Source organism: Streptococcus sp. KR (assembly GCF_002238115.1).
Classification (GTDB): domain Bacteria; phylum Bacillota; class Bacilli; order Lactobacillales; family Streptococcaceae; genus Streptococcus.
On the sequence record NZ_NGVM01000269.1, the window covers coordinates 1 to 264 of the forward strand.

1 protein-coding gene is annotated in these 264 nt (G+C 42.0%); it reads left to right on the forward strand.

Annotated elements, in window-relative coordinates; all coding sequences use genetic code 11:
- Window positions 1–264 (forward strand): transposase (locus tag CBI42_RS11900; RefSeq protein ID WP_142294162.1); only part of this gene is annotated, 264 nt, incomplete at both ends.

The window sequence follows — 264 nt, forward strand, 5'->3', positions numbered from 1 at the left end:
CCGTCAAGATGACTACCTAGTACTGGCAACGACTCAGTTAGGCCTTCAGCCACAAGAGATCATTCAACTATACGCCCGAAGATGGCAAATTGAGAATTACTTTAAAGTTGCCAAGCAATACTTGCGGCTCGACAAATCACAAGTTCAAAATTATGACGGGCTTTGTGGCCATTTAGCAATTGTCATGATGACTTATGACCTATTAGCTTGGCAGGAACGGCAAAATCAGGATGATCGCACCATTGGGGATTTATTCTTTATAAT